Below are 18,200 nucleotides of genomic sequence, written 5' to 3' on the forward strand. Positions count from 1 at the left end.
AGCGATGTGCTTGGGCCTCTTTTTTTATTGGAAATAATCAGTGGCTTGTGGGAAGATAGGAACACACGTGGGATGGTGTGTAGTGATGAAGTTTCGAAGGTGTTGTAGTTTTGTCGTTAGAAAAATGAGAGAGAGTATTCATTTAAAAAACGAGAAATTATGGCATCATTTAAAAATGATTTTGGATTAAACGGGAAATTGGGGGATGTGATTATTTATCAAATAGGTAACAAGTCGTATGCAAGAAGAACGTTTCGAGCGAATAATCCGAAGACAATGAAACAACAGGAAGTGAGGGCGAGATTTTTAGTTGCAATCCGGTTTTACCAGAAGTTGAAAGAGACTTCGTTAAGGAGGATATTGAAGGTGTCTGCTCAAGGAAACAGTTTCAATGGTTATACGTTTTATCTTGAAAAAAATATGAAGGTGTTCTGTGCGGATGGGCGTATCGGAGATTTCTCTCAACTTCAGTTTTCCGCGGGAAAGAGACAACGAGTGTTTCATTTAAGAGGACAGATTGATTTGGAAGGTCGTGTTTTATTACAATGGGAAAAGGTGGGTGGACGAGGATTTGTGGAGGATAATGATCATTTAATGGTGGTCGTGTTACATGAAGGGCGGGCGTTTTGTCCGAGGGTGTTGGAGAATATAGGGGGAGTGCGGAAAGATGGTGTGGCGAGTTTTACGATTGACGGGTGGAAGGGGGAAACGTTGCATTTGTATTGTCTCTTTATTTCGCCTGATGAGAAGCAGTTATCTATGAGTCAGTATGTACGTTTACAGGGAAGGAAATGAAACCGATAGTAGATGTTGTCAATGCTATTAGCGGGGTGATTAATGGCGTGACGCTCCCGGCACGGGAGAAGAAAGAGTTACAGGCGGAGATACTGAGATTGGTGTACGAGCGGGAACGTGAAATGATTGAAGCTCGGGCTGGCGTGATAAGAGCCGAGGCTGCCGGAAATTGGCTACAGCGTTCGTGGCGGCCATTGGTGATGTTGATATTTGCTGTTATTGTACTTGTTGGCACTTTCACGAGTTTGCCCATGTTGGCGGATACTTCTCGGTTCTGGGATTTGCTGGAGATTGGGTTAGGCGGGTACGTGGTGGGGAGGAGCGGGGAAAAAATGGCGGGGGCCATTTTTAAGATAAAAGATAAAAACTAAAAGATAAAAACGGATCAATTTTAGATTTATGACTTTAGATCCTATCGATTAAGTGATTTAATGATTTTCGATGAAGTGATTTTAATCACCCAATCATCGAATCGGCAATTACGGAATCTTTTTCATTCTAAATTTTAAATTTTAAACTTTAAACTTTTTGTTATGGATGTATTTTCAAGTTCTAATTCATCTTTTTCAATTGTCAATCACCGGTTAATGGGTGGTGGGGTGATTCATCTGGAATGCCCGAAGAATAGACGGGGACTAGGAGAGCCGGATATGATTATTTTACATTACACGGCAGGTATGGATGCCATGTCTTCAGCAAAATTCTTGGTAAAGCCGGATGTGAAGGCATCAGCGCACGTGGTGATCGGGCGGGACGGGCAGGTGATACAGATGGTGCCGTTTAATATCGAGGCTTGGCATGCCGGGAAGAGTAGTTACGGGGGAAGGAACGAGCTGAATCATTACTCGATCGGGATTGAACTGGATAACCTGGGGCAGTTGCGACTGGAAGGGGGAAAGTTCGTGGCGGAATGTGGAAAGGAGGTTCCCGTGGGGGAAGTGTACACGGAAGATTCGGGAGAGGTGCCGACGTACTGGCATGATTACACGGAGGTGCAGATGCGGGTGTTGAACGAGGTGTGTGGCTTGCTGGTGGATACTTATCCCATCGGGGATATCGTGGGACATTCGGACGTGACATCGAGGAAAGTTGATCCGGGACCGGCGTTGAGGGTGGCGGACTGGATTAAATTCTACTGATTTTAAATTTTAGATTTTAGATTTCAGCGCACGGGGCTGCGTTTTCATTCTAAATTAAAATAAGTTTCTTGCATTTTTCGTGTAGGGCCCATGCGGGGAGTGCGGAATCATTTTAAATTTTCTGATTTATTCATTTTTAAATTTTAATGTTATGGCAAAATTTGATTCTTATTTATTGGGTAAGGTAACGAAAACCCTTGGTAACGTGACGATGTGTTACATGAACAAACAGAATATCGCTAGGGCGAGGATATTCTCGAGAAAGGATAAGCCGACTTCGGAGATGTTGGATCAGCGAGCCCGCATGAAGGTGTTGATCGAGTTGTCCCGTTTCTTGTTGCCGGTTGTGCAGAAAGGATTCGTGGGAATTGGGAACGGAACGACTTCGAATGCTTTCGTCGCGAAAAACATGAAAGCGGTAGACGTGGACGAAAAACACGTGGCAACGGTAGATTACGAACGGTTGAAAATGGCTACCGGAGTTCAGGATGTTCCGGAAGTCTCGGTCACGTATTCCTCGGAGAATAAAATGTATTCTTTCGAACAGGAGATGCAGACGGAGGAGAACGGGTTCGCTTTGGTTGACGATCTGGTGTATGCCGTGGTGTTCGAGAGCGTGTTGATGCGGGTGAAATTGATCTCGTTAAGAAGTCGGGGGGAGAACGGCAATACCAGCGTGGCACTTCCGAAAAATTGGAACCACGCGAACGTGAAGATCTATTGTTTTGCAACCTCGAAGAACGGGAAAAGTATTTCGCCTAGCCAGTATCTCACGGTTGAGTGATTTTAAGGTTATGATGAGCTTATACTTTTTCACGGGAATATTTTTCACGCTGAGTTTGAATGCTTTTTTCACGCAGTTGGCAAATGATTTTGTCGCGGGAGTGTTAAGCATCGTGGGAGGAGTGATCAGCTCGGTCGTGGTGGCTTGGTGCAAACGTCGATGGGAACAACATTGATGCGGATGGGGTGTGTCAAAAGATTTTGGCACACCCCTAGTTCGTAAAGTTTGTAAAGTCCTTGCTAATTTTAGATCCTACTAATTTTAGATTTTAGATTTTAGATTTCAGCCGCACGGGCCGACGCTTTTGATTTCTTACTTTCATCTTTTATCTTTTAATTTTTAACTTATAGTTTATAACGCGGCTTCGTTGCGCTATGAATTTTGTCTCTTTTATGGTTTGAGTGGAACCCTTGACGGTGGAATTCGTATCTGTTATGGGGATATTTTCAAGTGTCCTATTGTATAATTTTTATTTGTTATTGTCAATGTTTTTTAATATCTTGACGCCGTTTTTCTGGATTACTGGCACATTTATTGACACTTAGTTTTAATGAAAGTTTGTAAGATAAAATTAATATATAATACGTTTTTAGTATGGAGAATAAATTAGATATTTTGACCCAAAAGCTTTACAACGAGGGGGTAGATAAGGCTCGCCAGGAGGCGGAGAATATCATCAACCAGGCAAAGCAAGAGGCCGAAAAGATTATTGCCGATGCGAAAGCGAAAGCAGCACAGATGAATGCTGATGCGGAGACAGAGGTTTCTAACTTGAAAAAGAAGGCCGAGTCTGAAATGACGTTAAGTGCGCGCCAAGCTATCACGGCTTTAAAACAGGCAATCACGAATCTGGTTGCCGGGAATGTAGCCGGGGATGTAGCCAAGATCGGGTTCGAGGAAAAAGCTTTTATTCAGGAGTTGCTTATGACGATCGTGAAGAAGTGGGATGTTGCCGGTGGAAACCTGAACATGGAAATTCTTCTTTCCGAGGATGAAAAGGCGAAGTTCGAATCGTTTGTTGCGGCCAAGTACAAGGATCTGTTGGATAAAGGTCTTGATGTAAAGGTGGGTAATTTAGAAGAAGGGTTTGTGATCCAGCCTAAAGATGGTGGTTTCCAGATTGCTTTCTCTGAGAAACTATTTGAAGCCTTTTTTAATCAGTACATGAAAGGTTTCACGAAAAAACTGTTATTTAAGGATTGAGTGATTGGGTGATTATAGATTAAGTGATTGAATCACAAAATCGTTGGATCATTAAATCACGGAATCACAGAATGAATAATATGATATTAAAAAATAATTACTACTGTTTTATTGCAGGACTACCGGAGGTCTTTCTGGATGATCGGAAACTAGCGTTGTCCGTGAACGGGTTTCGGGAGTTGGCCCGGGAGGCTCTGAGGAAGGAGGATGTGAAGTTGATGGAGTTGTTTTTTCTGCCTGCCGATAATAAACAAGTTCTGCGGTTGCTAAATAAAATGGCTCCCGATACCAATCTTGAAACAGTATATCCATTACAATGTCTGGAAGACGAAATCACCGAACCGAAAAATTCTTTACCTGTTTATCTTAATCGATTTATTGCGGATTTTAAAGGGGAACATTTGAAATATGATGTTTCTCCGGAGAATGTGTTGAGTTGGATGTATTATGATCACTTGATGAAGAGTGGCAGTAAGTTTGTCCGGAATTATGCGGAGTTCGTGATGAACGTGAAAAATCTGGAGACTGCTTTGACTTGTCGGAAGTACGGGAAAGAGGTTGCCCCGGAGATTATTGGTGATAACGTGTTTTCTAAGGCGCTGAGAACTTCGAACTCGAAAGATTTCGGTTTGGGGATGGAATTCCCGTACGCGGAGAAGGTGATTTCTCTGATGGGAAATACAAACCTTGTCGAACGGGAGAGAGGACTGGATTTACTTCTTTGGGATTATATCGAAGAGGCCGTGGTTTACGAGTATTTCTCCATGGAGAAAGTTTTAAGTTTCATGCTTGAGCTGATGATCGTTGAAAGATGGAGCAAGATGAGTTCCGAATCGGGACGAAAAGTCTTCATGGAAGTCGTGGATAAGTTCAGAAAGAGTTTCGAGTTTGCGGAAGAATTTAAAAATTAAAATTGAGACATGAATAAGACACAAGGAAAAGTTCATAGTATTATTTCCAACCTTGTACTTGTGCGTACCGAAGGACCGGTATCTCAGAATGAGATTTGCTTTATCCAGCTTGGAAACGAGCGGTTGATGGCCGAGGTGATCAAGGTTGTCGGGGATATTGCTTATGTACAGGTTTTTGAAAGTACCCGGGGATTGAAACCCGGTTCCCTCGTGGAGTTCGAAAACCATATGTTGGAAGTTACATTGGGTCCCGGTTTGCTGTCAAAGAATTTTGACGGTCTTCAAAATGACCTGGATAAGATGACGGGTGTATTCTTGAAACGAGGAGAGTATACGAACCCGTTGGAAGAAGATAAAAAATGGAGTTTTACCCCGTTGGCCAAGGTCGGTGATAAGGTGACCGGTGCCGATTGGTTGGGTAACGTGAAGGAGAACTGGCTGGATCATAAGATTATGGTACCTTTCAAGTTGAAAGGGGAGTATACCATCGCATCAATTGCCGCTGCCGGGGAATACACGATAAAAGATACGATTGCCGTACTGAAAGATGAGGCTGGAAAAGAGATTCCTGTTACGATGATCCAGAAATGGCCGGTAAAGGTGGCTATCCGTAATTACGTGGATAAACCTCGTCCTTCCCGTCAAATGGAGACCGGAGTACGGGTTATCGACACGATGAACCCGATTCTGGAAGGGGGAACCGGTTTTATTCCGGGGCCGTTCGGTACGGGAAAGACCGTGTTGCAGCACGCTTTGTCCCGGTTTGCAGATGCTGATATTATTATCATGGCTGCCTGTGGTGAGCGTGCGAACGAGGTGGTGGAGATCTTTACCGAGTTCCCGGAATTGGAAGACCCTCGTTCCGGTCGTAAATTGTACGAGAGAACCACGATTATTGCTAATACGTCCAATATGCCCGTGGCTGCCCGTGAGGCGTCCGTGTACACGGCTATGACGATCGGGGAATACTATCGTTCCATGGGAATGAAGGTGTTGTTGCTGGCCGACTCGACTTCTCGTTGGGCGCAGGCTTTGCGTGAGATGTCCAACCGTATGGAGGAGTTACCGGGACAGGATGCGTTCCCGATGGACTTGTCGGCTATCATTTCAAACTTCTACGCTCGTGCGGGAATGGTGTACTTGAATAATGGTAAGACAGGTTCCGTTACTTTTATCGGTACGGTATCTCCTGCCGGTGGTAACTTGAAAGAGCCGGTGACGGAGTCCACGAAGAAAGTGGCACGTTGTTTCTACGCCTTGTCTCAAGCACGTGCGGATGCGAAACGTTACCCGGCAATCGATACGTTGGAATCTTATTCAAAATACTTGGAATATCCGGAATTTATCGAGTTCGCCAAGAAGAATATTTCCGATACGTGGATTGCTGATGTGAACGAGGCTCGTAATATGTTGGTTCGCGGTCGCGAGACGGCAGAGCAGATTGATATTTTGGGCGATGATGGTGTACCTTTGGAATATCACGTGGTATACTGGAAGTCCGAGTTGATTGACTTCGTGATTCTGCAACAGGATGCTTTTGACAACATTGACGGTTCTACCGCGATGGAGCGTCAGAAGTATATGCTGAATATGGTACTGGGTGTGGTTCGTTCCGAATTTAATTTTGACACGTTCGAAGAGATTAATCCCTATTTCAAACGTATCATTAATGGTTTCAAACAGATGAACTATTCCGAATATCAATCGGAAGCGTTCAAAAAGTATGAGGCAGAAGTGAACGAGATCATTAACGAAAGAAAAAAGAAATAAATTTAGTGATTAGGTGATATAATGATTAAGTGATTTGACTTTATATTGAGAAGAATCACACAATCATGGAATCGAAAATCACAGAATCAAAAAATAAATTATATGACGACTGCTTTTCAAAAAGTTTATACAAAGATCACCCAGATCACGAAAGCAACGTGTACGTTGAATGCCCAGGGCGTCGGGAATGACGAGCTGGCTATTGTCGACGGACGGTTGGCGCAGGTCGTGAAGATTTGGGGAAATGATATAACCCTTCAGGTGTTCTCCGGGACAGAAGGGATTCCGACGAATGCAGAAGTGACATTCTTGGGAAAAGCGCCTACTCTGAGAGTGGGAGACGATTTATGCGGGCGTTTCTTCAATGCCTTTGGCGACCCGATTGACGGGGGACCTGCAGTTGACGGGGAAGAAAGAGAGATTGGGGGACCGTCGGTGAACCCGGTGCGTCGTAAACAACCGTCGGAATTGATTGCAACCGGCATCGCGGGTATTGACTTGAACAACACGTTGGTGTCCGGTCAGAAAATCCCGTTCTTTGCCGACCCGGATCAGCCGTATAACCAGGTGATGGCCAACGTGGCGCTGAGAGCAAAGACCGATCGAATCATCTTGGGTGGTATGGGATTGACAAACGATGACTACCTGTATTTCAAAAATTTGTTTGATAATGCCGGGGTGTTGGATCGTATCGTTAGTTTCGTGAATACCACAGAGGCTCCGCCTGTTGAGCGTTTGTTGGTACCGGATATGGCATTGACGGCTGCCGAGTATTTCGCGGTGGATAAGAACGAGAAAGTGTTGGTGTTGTTGACGGACATGACGTTGTATGCCGATGCGCTGAGTATCGTGTCTAACCGTATGGATCAGATCCCGTCGAAGGACTCCATGCCGGGTTCTTTGTATTCCGATTTGGCGAAGATTTACGAGAAGGCCGTGCAGTTCCCTGCCGGAGGTTCTATCACGATTATTGCTGTGACCACGTTGTCCGGCGGTGATATTACCCATGCTATCCCGGATAACACCGGGTACATCACGGAGGGACAGTTGTTCCTGCGTAAAGACACGGAGATCGGTAAGGTTATCGTCGACCCGTTCCGAAGTTTGTCTCGTTTGAAACAGCTCGTGATCGGTAAGAAAACCCGTAAGGATCACCCGCAAGTGATGAATGCCGCCATCCGTCTGTATGCCGATGCTGCTAACGCCCGGACCAAGATGGAGAACGGTTTCGATCTGACGGACTACGACCGCCGTACCCTGGATTTCGCCAAGGACTATTCCAACAGCTTGCTTGCTATCGATGTAAACATCAGTACCGACCAGATGTTGGATACCGCTTGGGATCTTTTCCGCAAATACTTTAACAAGGCGGAATTGGGGATTAAGCAGGAAATCGTGGAAGAGTTTGGAGGATTTAGTGATTAGGTGATTGACGATTCAGTGATTAATTAATACAGTTTATGAATCAGATAGAGTTTAAACGTAGAACAAAACAGTTGGGTTTAGCCGTGATCAGGATGACAGAAAAATTTCCGGAGACACGGTTAGCTTGGGTCGTGAAAGATCAGATTTTACGTTCGGCTTTATCGGTTGGTGCTAACTATCGGGCTGTGTGTCGAGCAAAATCGGATAAGGATTTCATCAATAAAATGAGGATCGTTGAAGAGGAAGCAGATGAAACAGCTTATTGGCTTGAAATTATTGAAGAGTCTGATTTACTAAAATCAGATGATTTGAGAGAACTCAAGAGAGAAGTAAATGAATTAGTGGCTATGGTTGTGGCTTCTATCCGGACTAAAAGTATCGGGCTTAACAAAGAGCAGCAATCACAGAATCATTAAATCGCAAATCACAGAATAATTTAATAATTTGGTAAGGTGATAAAATTTCAATATAATAAGACATCGCTTCAAGGGCTGGATAAGCAGTTGAAGATGCGAGTGAGGGCATTGCCTACCATCAAAAATAAGGAGTCGGCTTTGCGTTCGGAGGTGAAGAAGGCGAAACAGGTGGCGGATGAGTTTAATGTGAAGTTGGAAGAAACGCTGAATTCATTGAACGATATGCTGCAACTTTATGACGAGTATAAGGAAGATATACTTGTCGTGAAGGATGTCAGGATGTCGGTGAAAAAGATTGCCGGGGTAAAGACGCCTGTTCTCGACGGGGTGGATTACGAGGTGAAGGATTTCAGCTTGTTTAATCAACCCGGGTGGCTACTCGATGGTGTGGAATACATCAAAGAGGTAGTAAGTATCGCTTTGGAGAGGGAATTTTTCACCCGGAAAATGGAGCTGTTGGATAGGGCGAGAAAGAAAACGACACAGAAGGTGAATTTGTACGAGAAAGTGCAGATTCCGGGATTCCAGGAGGCGATTCGCAAGATCAAGCGGTTCTTGGAAGACGAGGAAAACCTTTCCAAGTCGTCACAGAAGATCGTGAAAACCCGTAAATTGATGGAGGAATAGCCTATGATAGTACCTATGATGAAATTGTCCCTGTTGATATTTTACAAGGAATATCAAACATTTCTCGGAGAACTCAGGGAAAAGGGAATGGTTCATATTCATGAGAATACTGAACGTACGGCAGAAGATACGGATCTACAGGCGAAATTGATGTTGATCAGACGAACCGGGGAAATGATCACGCACATGCAGAGTCGGAATGACGTGGAGCAGGTGGAAAAAGTGAAGGTGGACGACGAGCATTTGCTGGATTATCTGGAAGGTTTGTATAGTCGGCAGGATCAAATCGAGCAACAATTGGCAGGTTTGGAGAAGGACCATGCGGCTTATCGTCCTTGGGGAAGATTTTCCCGGGAGATGATCCAAAAACTGGAGACTGCCGGTTGGGAATTTCATTTCTTTTCCGTGCCGGAACAGAAGTATCAGCCAGAATGGGAAGAGATGTATGACGCTGTTATAATCAGCGAGATGATGGGACAGAAATATTTTGTTACCGTTACTCCTGCCGGGACAAGCGTGAACCTGGAGGCTGATCCTTATCTTTTCCCTCAAGCTACGGCAGAAGAGCTGGCAAAGCAAATTACGGCTTTGCGAGAGGAATCCGTGAACATCGGGAAAGAGTTGGATGCTGTTTCTCAGGATGCGATTGAACGGCTGAAAAAGTATCGTTTGAAGATTACCGAGGTGGCAGACAAGATTAAAGTGGAGGATGCCGCTCAACATCTGATCGACGAGAAAGTCATTGCTTTGGAAGGATGGATTCCGGTGGAGAGAGAGGCTGAAATGAGAAGTTTTTTGGAAACAAAAGATGTGTACTTCGAATTCACCCGGCCTACTCCGGAGGATGATGTTCCCGTGCAGTTGAAAAACAATGCTTATTCCAAGTTGTTTGAACCGGTAACGGAGATGTTTGCCCTGCCGCAATATCGAGAGTTGGATTTGACGCCTTTCTTGGCCCCGTTTTTCATGCTGTTCTTCGGAATGTGTATGGGTGATGGCGGCTACGGGTTGATCATCTGGCTGGCTTGTTTCATTATTGGCCGGAAAGCCTCGCCTTCGGTGAAGGGTTACCTTGTGCTGGGGCAATATTTGGGAATCATGACGGTTATTGTCGGCTTACTGACGGGTTCATTCTTTGGTATCGCTTTGGATTCCGTGGAATGGCCTTGGCTGGCTGGCGTGAAGTCACTCTTCCTAACGGAGGCGAACTACGGGAAGTATCTGGGAGGATATAACCCGATGATGATTATCGCGGTTGCCGTGGGTATTATCCAGATTCTTTACGGAATGTGCTTGAATGCCGCAAGGTTAACGAAGCAGTTCGGATTTAAATACGCGGTATCGACGTTAGGTTGGGTCGTTGCCATTATCCTGTTGGGCGTGTTGATCGGGTTACCGATGCTAAAAGTCGTGATCCCGGAAGGTTTGAAATACGTGCTTTACGTTCTGTTAGGCCTTTCCGCGTTGACGATTTATTTCTACAATTCTCCGGGAAAAGGGATTTTCTCTAATTTCGGGTCCGGATTGTGGGGAACGTACAACATGGCTACGGGATTGCTGGGAGACACGCTTTCATATATCCGGTTGTTCGCGATCGGGTTAACGGGAAGTATTTTGGGAGGTGTGTTTAACACGCTGGCTTTCCAGCTTACGGATGGACTACCGTTTATCGTGAAATTCATTGCCGTGTTCTTGATCCTGCTTGTTGGTCACTCGATTAACTTCGGATTGTGTATGATCAGTTCGTTTGTACACCCGATGCGTTTGACCTTCGTGGAATTCTACAAGAATGCCGGATTTGAAGGCGGGGGTAAACAATATGCCCCGTTCAGAAAAAAAGTAAATGATTAAAAATAAAGATTATAAAAATAACAATTAAATAGATTAGAATTATGGAACCAATTTTATTAGCTTATCTAGGTGTTGCATTGATGGTGGCATTATCAGGAATCGGTAGTGCGTATGGAGTTACTATTTGCGGTAATGCCGCGGTAGGTGCTTTGAAGAAAAACCCGACCGCATCGGGTCAATATATTGGTTTGTCCGCGCTGCCTTCCTCTCAGGGATTGTATGGTTTCGTGGGATATTTCCTGTTAAGTAGTTTCTTGACGAACGTGGATATGGGTTGGGGGCCTGCTTCAGCTATCTTCGGTGCCGGATTGGGACTTGGTTTAGTGGCTTTCTTCTCTGCTATTCGTCAAGCACAGGTATGTGCTAACGGTATCGTGGCAATCGGTAGTGGTTACAACGTGTTCGGAACCACGATGGTATTGGCCGTGTTCCCGGAGTTGTACGCCATCTTGGGATTGTTGGTATTGATCCTGATTACCGGGTTGATTCCTGCATAAGTTGCTTTCAACATTTCAGTTATAAAAACGTGACAGCGCCCGGCAAATTTTTGCCGGGCGTTGTTATTTTTGTTCGGGAACCATGAATTTTGAATACCAGATGTAAACCATTTTTCTTTGCCAGCGTATCTTTTTTAAAAAGGTAATGAAAAATGATAATATTAAGACACTATATTACAATTCTCTTTTTGATGGGGTGGGGCTGGAATAGTTTTGCCGTGAAAATCGAGAAAAAATTGCTATATGACAAACATACGTTACAGGATACCTATAAATACGGGAAACTGGAGAGGCGTTTTCAATGGGATAAAATTTCGGTGTTCTTGGATTCGCTGGAGGCTTTTCAGGAAAGGAATGACGGGTACGGGATGTTGCGGAATTACAAGAATGCGAACGGGGTGCCACCTCTCACGAGAAAGTACGTGACCAATAAATACAAACAGATTCAAGATACTTTCGGGGTGAATCGTTACCAGGGAATTCCTCTCTACCGCTTGGATGATGTTCGTGTACCGGAGCGTTACGGACGGGATGGGGCTTATGTTTCCGTGATCAGCGATAGTGCCGATTATTTTCAGGTTATCCCGGCAACATTTGGTGGAATATGGCATGTTCCTAAAAAATACATGAAACTGATAGGGCCTCTTTCGATTAAAAAAGTTATATTTGTTGACCGAACGAATCAGAATATTGCAACTTTGGAGCAAGAAGGAGCGACTTGGTTGGTGAGAAGTATGAATCCGATAACGACGGGAGCTAACCGACCGCCTTACCAGCAACCGACACCGCCGGGAATTTATTTTATACAGCGGAAATTGTCGGAGATGCTTTTCTTGAAGGATGGGTCAGACGAGGAAGGAGGTTTCGCTCCTTATGCCAGTCGGTTTACCGGGGGAGCCTATTTACATGGGGTTCCGGTCAATTATCCCGATAACAAGTTGATTGAATATAGCTGGACGCTCGGAACGACACCCCGGTCTCATATGTGCGTGAGGAATGCGACATCACATGCCAAGTTCATGTACGATTGGGCGGAGGTGGAAAAGACGTTGGTAATTGTGTTTGATTGATGAAAAAATAACTTTATGCGTGCGTTATCGCTTATCTTGATTATCGGGGGAATTTGTTGGGGATCGCTATCGGGGATAGCGGCAGAGAGATCGTCTGTACCGAATAGCCGGGCGCTTTATCACGAGATGGCGTTAGCCGGAACGATTGATTACGCGGTGTTCGAGCGGGCAATCGCGGGGTACAACCGGATGGGCGGTCACGACAAGGACATCCTTACGGTGATTGATTTCACGAAACCTTCCACGGAAAAACGCTTGTTCGTGATCGATCTGAAACTGAAAAAGATCCTGTTTATTTCTTACGTGGCTCACGGTCGGAATAGCGGGGAGAAATACGCCACGTCATTTTCCAACCGGGAAGGCTCTTTCAAGAGCTCTTTGGGTTTTTACAAAACGGAAAACACGTATTACGGGAAGAACGGGTATTCTTTGGTGTTGGACGGTTTGGAACGGGGAATTAATGACAAGGCGAAAGAGCGGGCGATCGTGATGCACGGGGCGACTTATGCAGACCCGTCAACCATCCGGTCATGTGGTCGATTGGGGCGTAGCTTGGGATGTCCGGCATTACCGTTAGCCGTGAGCAAAAAAATTATAGATACGATTAAAGGCGGGACCCTTCTGTATATTCATGGAGATGACAAAACTTACGCGAGTCGGAGTACGTTCATCAAACAAGATGAGATTCGGAAGGACCGGGCGGATATTTAATAACATTATTTTTTAGAGTAGATTATGATGACTTATGTTATACTTATTGTCACGGTTGTCGTGTCAATTGCTTGTTTTAATAATTATTCCCTGTTCAATAAATTGTCGTGTAACCCCTACCGGATGGTACATTCCAGAGAGTGGTACCGGATTATTTCTCACGGTTTTGTCCATGCCGACTGGACGCACTTGATTGTGAATATGTTTACCTTTCTCTCTTTCGGGTTATACGTGGAGAACCAGTTTGTCGCGTGGGGATTCGGTAGTTCCAGTTTTCTGATCCTGTATTTCGGGGGAATGGTGGCAGCCTCGGTATATGATGTGTGGAAATACCGGAACAATCAATACTATTCTTCCATTGGGGCATCCGGTGCAGTTTCGTCTGTTTTGTTCACGGCGATATTTTTGCATCCTTGGGATAAGATCTACTTCTTTGCGATCGTTCCGATTCCCGGTATTGTGTTTGGTTTCATCTACTTGCTTTATTGCCAGTATATGGCAAAACGGGATGGTGATAACATCAATCATAACGCCCATTTCTATGGAGCGGTGTTCGGCTTGATTTTTCCCGTATTACTGGAACCGAGATTATTACAGATGTTCATTCAGCAACTTTTGCGGCATTAATTCGTTGTGTACGAAAACAAGAACTTCATATTATCTTTTGTTCCGGAAATTAAATCTCCTATATTTGTATAGTTCAAGTGTGGAAAAGTTATGCGTCCGATAGATCAAGAGATTTGCTCGTTATTAAAAGTGCGGAAGATTGGCGGAATGGAACTTCTGTTTCGTGAATACTACAAGCCGTTGGTGGTTTGGGCCACGACTTTTTTACATGATACCCAGCGAGCTGAAGATATTGTGCAGGACTTTTTCGTGAAACTTTGGGAAAAACCTTATTCCGCATTACTTCCGGAAACGTTGAAATCTTACTTGTTCACCTCTATTCGTAATCTGGCATTAAACCAGTTAGATAAAATTGATCCTCTGCGCCGGGCTTGTGATGTGGCTTACTACGATAGTCCTTGGAATGAGTATGATAACTTTGAGGACGAAGTTTTTCGACGTGTAGAGGAAGAACTGGAAAAATTGACTCCCCGGGCGCAGGACGTGATCCGTAAGATATATTTGGAAGGGATGAAATATAAGGATGTGGCAGATAAGTTGGGAATATCTGTTGCCACGGTAAATAGTATTCTGGTAAGGGCATTAAAAAAACTCCGTCAACAGGCTGATAATAAGGATGAGTTGGCAATCTATTTATTTTTTCTTGAAAAAAGTTTGATTTCAGAGCAATGATTTTTGTTGTTGAGCTGTATTATAGTTGTAAAATGGATTATAACTATGATAGAGCAAAACGAAATAGATGAAAAATTACTGGCGTATCTTCTTGATGAGCTGGATGATGTCGGGCGGGAGGAAGTTAAGGCATGGCTCGAAGAGAGTGAACGTAACAAGGAATATTTCCGGGAATTTCAACGGGTACATCTGGAATTTCAATGGGGCGTATATGCCCGGGAGGTAAAATCGGATTTCAATGTCTTGCGGAAAAAATTGAGAAGGCGCTCCTCTCTTCAAGTTTGGTATGGCGTGGCCGCAGCCGTGGTGATATTACTGAGTGTGGGTGGAATGCTGTTATGGAATTCGGGAGAGATAGAGGAAAAACCGGTACAGGTGGCAGAAAAGGTAACCATTCAACCGGGAAAATCACAGGCCATATTAGTGTTGTCTTCGGGAGAGGAAGTGGCGATGGGTAATGTTTCCCGGCAATTGGAAGAAAAGGATGGAACTTCTGTTGTGGTGAGTGAGACGGGTCGAATCTCCTACCAGTCAGCCGAGGGTAAAGGAGGAATAACCAAGGATACGGCAAGAGTAATGAACCGTTTGGTTATCCCGAGAGGAGGAGAATTTAATCTAACCTTGTCCGATGGAACCCGTGTGTGGCTGAATGCCGAGACAGAGTTACGTTATCCGGTACAATTCAATGGAAAAGAGCGGGTCGTTTATTTGAAAGGAGAAGCTTATTTTGAGGTTTCCAAGAATAAGGAAAAGCCTTTCTTGGTACAGGTTGATGATATGTCTGTCAAAGTGTACGGAACGGCATTCAACGTGAATACCTACAACAAGATCGAGACGGTTCTCGTGACGGGAAGTGTGAGTATGAATCAAGGCGGGAAAGAGGTCTTGCTGAAACCTAACCAGAAAGGCGTGTTTGATCAAGTGTCGGGTAAAATCACGGTGGAGGATGTGGATGTATTGGCTTATGTGTCGTGGAAAAACGGGGATTTCATTTTCCGGAATGAATCTCTGAACTCGATCATGGATAAATTGAGTCGGTGGTACGGGTTGGAAGTACTTTACCAAGATGCCGGGTTACAGGACGTACGATTGTCCGGAAACTTGAAACGTTACAAGGACGTACGGGAATTGTTTGTTTCTTTTGAAAAAATATCAGATGCACGTTTTAAAGTACAAGGAAATAAAGTAATAGTAAGTAGTAAATAAAAAAAGTGAAGATGTTTCCCCCATCTCCACCTTTTGAAAGATCAATGAATAGGTCCATTGGCAATCGGATACCTATTCAGAATGTATAATCTTTAATAACAAAGTTATGAAATCTAATTGGAAAAGCGCTGTTTTCAGCGTGAAAAAATCAAAGACTTTTAAAATTATGAGACTGTTGATGATTTTTTGTTTCTTTTTCGTTTCCGGGGCCATGGCGAATGGTTACTCGCAGGAGCAAGTTGTTTCCCTCAATTTGCATCAATGCGACGTGAACACGTTGTGTCAGGAAATATGGAAACAGACTGGGTTACGCTTCATTTATAATGAAGAACACGTGAAAAATCTGACAGCTTTTGACGTGAAGGCGGACAAGAAAACGGTGCGGGAAGTGTTGGATCAGGTTTTTGATAACACTTCGTTGCGTTATTTCTTCGAACAGGATGTGATTTATATCCTTGCGAAGAGCGGTCAGGTGAAAAAGCCGGAAACAAAACAGGCTTCCGGAACGGTAAAGGATAAAAAAGGAGAGCCACTTCCGGGTGTAACGGTGTTGATTAAAGGAACTCACAACGGGGTGGTAACCGACATCGACGGAAACTTTATGATTAAGATTCCAAGTGACACGGTCACTTTTGTCTTCTCTTTCGTGGGTATGAAAAAACAAGAGGTGAAATACGCTCCCGGTAAGAAACTGAACATCGTGATGGAAGAAGACGTGGAGCAGATGGAGGAAGTGGTCGTGACTGGATATCAAACCCTATCAAAAGAGAGAAATGCCGGTTCTTTCGGTATTGTTTCCGGTAGCGAGATTAAAGAGCGTGTTGGATTGACCGGTAGTGTGTTGGAAAGTATGGAGGGATTGACTTCCGGTTTGAATATCAACTATGCCGACGGACAGGATAAATACTTGATCCGGGGATTAACTTCCATTTCATCCAACCGGAGCCCGTTGTTCGTGGTTGACGGGGTGGCCATGAGCTCCGAAAATTTCGAGAACATGGTGAATAGCAATGACATTGAAAACATCACGTTTTTGAAAGATGCAACGGCAGCATCTATCTGGGGAGCCCGGGCGGCTAACGGTGTTGTTGTGATCACGACGAAAAAAGGTAAAGATACCGATCGGAAGATTAAAATCAGTTATGACGGCTCCTTTACTTATAAAGGAATGCCTGATTTTGGTTATATGCAGTATATGTCAAGCGGCACGTTAATCAAAAGTGCGACAGAAATATTTGATCCGGAATTTTATACTTGGAATGCGGTAACGACAACCAACAACGGTATTAGCGGATTCCTCCCGATCGTGTATCCTCACGAACTCCCGATGTACAAGGCTGTCAATAAGGAGTATACCGAAGCCGAAAGGGATGAGGAACTTGCGAGACTGGCCTCTCTGAATAATCGTTCGCAAATTGAAGATTTGTTCATGCAACCGGCTTTTTTCACTAATCATAGCCTTTCCTTCATGGGGGGAAGCGGGGTACATCGTTATTACGGATCCTTGGGTTTCGGTAATGATCAGACCAACGATAAAGTGCGGACAAATAAATACATGCTAAATCTGAAGCAGGATTTTAATTTCACCGATTGGTTGAAAATTGATTTGACGGTCAATTTGGCCATGACGGACAAAAAAAACAAATCGATGTATTCGGTGGATAATAGCATATTACCTTATATGATGTTCAAGGACGAGAATGGAAATGCACTTTCTCATTCTGTGTTGAATTTTTACGAGCCAGATCGCTTGAATTACGAGAATTTAAGTGGAGTTAGTCTGGATTATATTCCTTTGGAAGATAATCGGGATGGATTCAATAAATCGACACTTCTGAATGCCCGGGTGAATGCCGGAATTGAAATTAAACTATGGAAGGGCTTGAGTTATAGCGGTCGTTTCCAATACCAACGCAGCGAAGGTAAAGCCGAACAATTTAATGATCAAGAATCCTTCTCCGTGCGTCGGGAATTAGTGGAATTTGCTCAAGCTGCCACGACAGAGAACGGGGTACCCACGTTCTATTTGCCGGAAACCGGAGGTCATTACACGAATACCTCGACGTATAACACGGACTGGACTGTACGTAACCAGTTAATGTATGATCGGAACTTTGAAGAGAGCGCCTCTCACGTGACCGGTCTTGCCGGAATGGAGGTTCGAGGAACCTTGACCAATAGTCATGGCACCTTCTCTAGGGGATATGACCCGCAGACAATGACGTATAATTCTTATGACGAGGGCGAATTAATAAAGAACGGGATCAAGAATCCGATTTTAAAACAAGGAACGTCTGCCGTGAACAAATTGACAAAGAAACATTTCACGGACAGCGAGACGGAATATCGTTTTGTTTCTTTCTACGCTAACGGGGCGTATACCTATAATTCCAAGTACACGCTGAATGCCAGTATCCGTGTGGACCAGTCAAATCTATTCGGGAGTGATCCGAGTGTTCAATACAAACCGGTATGGTCCGTTGGTGGTGCATGGAC

19 protein-coding genes are annotated in these 18,200 nt (G+C 44.3%); all 19 read left to right on the forward strand.

Features of this window, described 5'->3' with window-relative positions; genetic code table 11:
- Positions 1-159 precede the first annotated feature (159 nt).
- Complete coding sequence (locus tag AB5542_RS07055) at positions 160-795, forward strand: DUF6266 family protein (protein WP_279038796.1); 636 nt, start codon at positions 160-162, stop codon at positions 793-795.
- Positions 792-1,166, forward strand: a complete 375-nt coding sequence (locus tag AB5542_RS07060) for a 3TM-type holin (protein ID WP_279038795.1) — start codon at positions 792-794, stop codon at positions 1,164-1,166. The genes AB5542_RS07055 and AB5542_RS07060 overlap by 4 nt, the downstream gene beginning before the upstream one ends.
- Before the next feature lie 162 nt (positions 1,167-1,328).
- Positions 1,329-1,934: an N-acetylmuramoyl-L-alanine amidase gene (locus tag AB5542_RS07065; protein WP_279038794.1), complete on the forward strand. Its 606-nt coding sequence runs from the start codon at positions 1,329-1,331 to the stop codon at positions 1,932-1,934.
- 151 nt (positions 1,935-2,085) lie between these two features.
- Positions 2,086-2,718, forward strand: coding sequence for a hypothetical protein (locus tag AB5542_RS07070; protein ID WP_087422559.1), 633 nt, complete (start codon positions 2,086-2,088; stop codon positions 2,716-2,718).
- Between the two features lie 10 nt (positions 2,719-2,728).
- Entirely contained in the window at positions 2,729-2,893 is a 165-nt protein-coding gene (locus tag AB5542_RS07075) for a hypothetical protein (RefSeq protein ID WP_158571966.1), read from the forward strand.
- 419 nt (positions 2,894-3,312) lie between these two features.
- Positions 3,313-3,921: a V-type ATP synthase subunit E family protein gene (locus AB5542_RS07080; protein WP_279038793.1), complete on the forward strand. Its 609-nt coding sequence runs from the start codon at positions 3,313-3,315 to the stop codon at positions 3,919-3,921.
- Between the two features lie 71 nt (positions 3,922-3,992).
- Positions 3,993-4,832: a DUF2764 family protein gene (locus AB5542_RS07085; protein ID WP_279038792.1), complete on the forward strand. Its 840-nt coding sequence runs from the start codon at positions 3,993-3,995 to the stop codon at positions 4,830-4,832.
- Between the two features lie 9 nt (positions 4,833-4,841).
- The gene (locus tag AB5542_RS07090; protein WP_270544097.1) at positions 4,842-6,602 is read left to right on the forward strand and encodes a V-type ATP synthase subunit A; all 1,761 of its coding nucleotides are present in this window, start codon (positions 4,842-4,844) and stop codon (positions 6,600-6,602) included.
- 102 nt (positions 6,603-6,704) lie between these two features.
- On the forward strand, positions 6,705-8,027 hold the full coding sequence (locus tag AB5542_RS07095; protein ID WP_279038790.1) for a V-type ATP synthase subunit B: 1,323 nt from the start codon (positions 6,705-6,707) through the stop codon (positions 8,025-8,027).
- A 35-nt stretch (positions 8,028-8,062) separates the two neighbouring features.
- Positions 8,063-8,443 carry a four helix bundle protein gene (locus tag AB5542_RS07100; protein WP_118260754.1) on the forward strand — a complete coding sequence of 127 codons (381 nt, stop codon included), beginning with the start codon at positions 8,063-8,065 and terminating at the stop codon, positions 8,441-8,443.
- A gap of 36 nt (positions 8,444-8,479) precedes the next feature.
- The gene (locus tag AB5542_RS07105; RefSeq protein WP_027201693.1) at positions 8,480-9,070 is read left to right on the forward strand and encodes a V-type ATP synthase subunit D; all 591 of its coding nucleotides are present in this window, start codon (positions 8,480-8,482) and stop codon (positions 9,068-9,070) included.
- Between the two features lie 3 nt (positions 9,071-9,073).
- Entirely contained in the window at positions 9,074-10,921 is a 1,848-nt protein-coding gene (locus AB5542_RS07110; protein ID WP_340279476.1) for a V-type ATP synthase subunit I, read from the forward strand.
- Positions 10,922-10,962: 41 nt separating this feature from the next.
- Positions 10,963-11,418: an ATPase gene (locus AB5542_RS07115; protein WP_027201691.1), complete on the forward strand. Its 456-nt coding sequence runs from the start codon at positions 10,963-10,965 to the stop codon at positions 11,416-11,418.
- Positions 11,419-11,570: 152 nt separating this feature from the next.
- Entirely contained in the window at positions 11,571-12,488 is a 918-nt protein-coding gene (locus AB5542_RS07120) for a L,D-transpeptidase (protein ID WP_279038788.1), read from the forward strand.
- Positions 12,489-12,614: 126 nt separating this feature from the next.
- Positions 12,615-13,199 (forward strand): murein L,D-transpeptidase catalytic domain family protein, encoded by a 585-nt coding sequence (locus tag AB5542_RS07125; RefSeq protein WP_279038853.1) that lies wholly within the window; start codon positions 12,615-12,617, stop codon positions 13,197-13,199.
- Between the two features lie 24 nt (positions 13,200-13,223).
- Positions 13,224-13,826, forward strand: coding sequence for a rhomboid family intramembrane serine protease (locus tag AB5542_RS07130; protein WP_087422576.1), 603 nt, complete (start codon positions 13,224-13,226; stop codon positions 13,824-13,826).
- Between the two features lie 90 nt (positions 13,827-13,916).
- Positions 13,917-14,498, forward strand: a complete 582-nt coding sequence (locus AB5542_RS07135) for a sigma-70 family RNA polymerase sigma factor (protein ID WP_087422577.1) — start codon at positions 13,917-13,919, stop codon at positions 14,496-14,498.
- Between the two features lie 45 nt (positions 14,499-14,543).
- The gene (locus AB5542_RS07140) at positions 14,544-15,704 is read left to right on the forward strand and encodes a FecR domain-containing protein (protein WP_279038786.1); all 1,161 of its coding nucleotides are present in this window, start codon (positions 14,544-14,546) and stop codon (positions 15,702-15,704) included.
- Between the two features lie 106 nt (positions 15,705-15,810).
- On the forward strand, positions 15,811-18,200 hold a 2,390-nt coding region (locus tag AB5542_RS07145; protein ID WP_368243022.1), incomplete at its 3' end, for a SusC/RagA family TonB-linked outer membrane protein.

Source organism: Butyricimonas sp. RTP31003st1_G1_RTP31003_210430 (genome assembly GCF_040920905.1).
Lineage (GTDB): Bacteria > Bacteroidota > Bacteroidia > Bacteroidales > Marinifilaceae > Butyricimonas > Butyricimonas paravirosa.